Source organism: Psychrobacter sp. T6-1 (assembly GCF_052258445.1).
Map to the genome: position 1 here is coordinate 1 of NZ_JBQQFC010000468.1, position 1,353 is coordinate 1,353.

Annotated in this window: 1 protein-coding gene; it reads right to left on the reverse strand. The window is 46.7% G+C overall.

Annotated features, from left to right (window positions below):
• Positions 1-1,181, reverse strand: a 1,181-nt coding sequence (locus ACTXGO_RS13865) for a CBS domain-containing protein (protein WP_443574929.1), incomplete at its 3' end; no start/stop codon positions are given.
• Between the last annotated feature and the right edge of the window lie 172 nt (positions 1,182-1,353).

Genomic DNA, 1,353 nt, shown 5'->3' on the forward strand with positions numbered 1-1,353 from the left:
TCACCGCGGCCCTCTGAACCCATAACGATGACACAAGTGTTCTCAATCACTTCTTTGGGGGCGATTAGCTGCCACAGTTTTGTGAATACTTGAGCGTTAAGCTGCTGTACCATGCGGCTAACCACGCTGACTTTCACCCCGTTTTGCTGCTGCGCGCGGATGTAGCTACCGATCAGCTCCACTGCTTTATCTAAACTGCGCATATCCTGCGCCTGCTCAATCTCCATACTGATGAGCTGCGAGTGTTGACCGACGTAGGCGATCAAATCACTCTGCGCTAATACGCCTATAACCGTGTCGCTATCGTCTAAAACGGGCAGGCGATGGATACGGTAGCGCGTCATCATCAATAGCGCATCACCAATCTCACGTTTATCTTTGATGGTATGCAGATTAAAGCTAGCATAATCTAAACAAGGGGTAGTAGCAGGGTCTTTTTGCTCACTGACTGCGCGGCAAATATCGTGATCACTCAAGAGTCCTAAAGTATGATCTGATTTAGGCGGTACTACCGATTGTGATACCTCGCTCTGTTTCTGCTCAGCTTGCTTAGGTGAGCGCACCAGTACATGCTTGAGACCGGCGTCCATCATGATACGCGTGGCTTGATATAAGCTGCTACTTGCAGCAACGATATGGACGGGTAATAAAGTGACATCGGTGACAGGTTGCAAAAGGATTTGTTGTACCTCTTGCTGGGCGGAGTAGCTACTAGTGCCCGCAGCCTGATTGCTACGTCTAAGCTCGAGCGCTTTTAGACGCTCGGAGAGCTTGTCGGATAACAACTGACGCACCAGGTGATTTTGCGCGCCAATCTTGTCTATAGCGCTGCCATCAACTTGAAGTAATAATGAGTCCTCTACCGCACAAAACTGGTAATACTCAGGCAAGTGACCCGTCTCACCGTTTTTGTCGGTGCGCTCAGGAGTACGGCGGCTATCAAACCAGTCATTACTGTTTAAATGCTTGGTATGGTTATTACCTAGGTAAGTGGCGACGAATTCATCACCCAAGCGCTGCTCAATTTGACCTTTTAAAACTACAAAAAAATACTGTAGATCATCGACAGTCAAAGAGTCATCTTTAGCAAGATAGCGCACTTGGGTATGTTTTTTGATGCTTAAACGCTCATCAGCGCTTAATACATCAAAAGGCGGCTGGGTAAAATCAAGCTGAGGCATGACATCTTCCTTTTAATGCTATTTAGTCTTACTATAGCACTATCTCCGCTCAAATCCACAATAACATCATTGTTATAAAAATATCATGTTACGACCAAAGAGAAGAGAGTCTGTCATGTTAATCGGTCAGCATTGTACGGATACGGCGAATGGCTTCACGACTCTCCTCAAC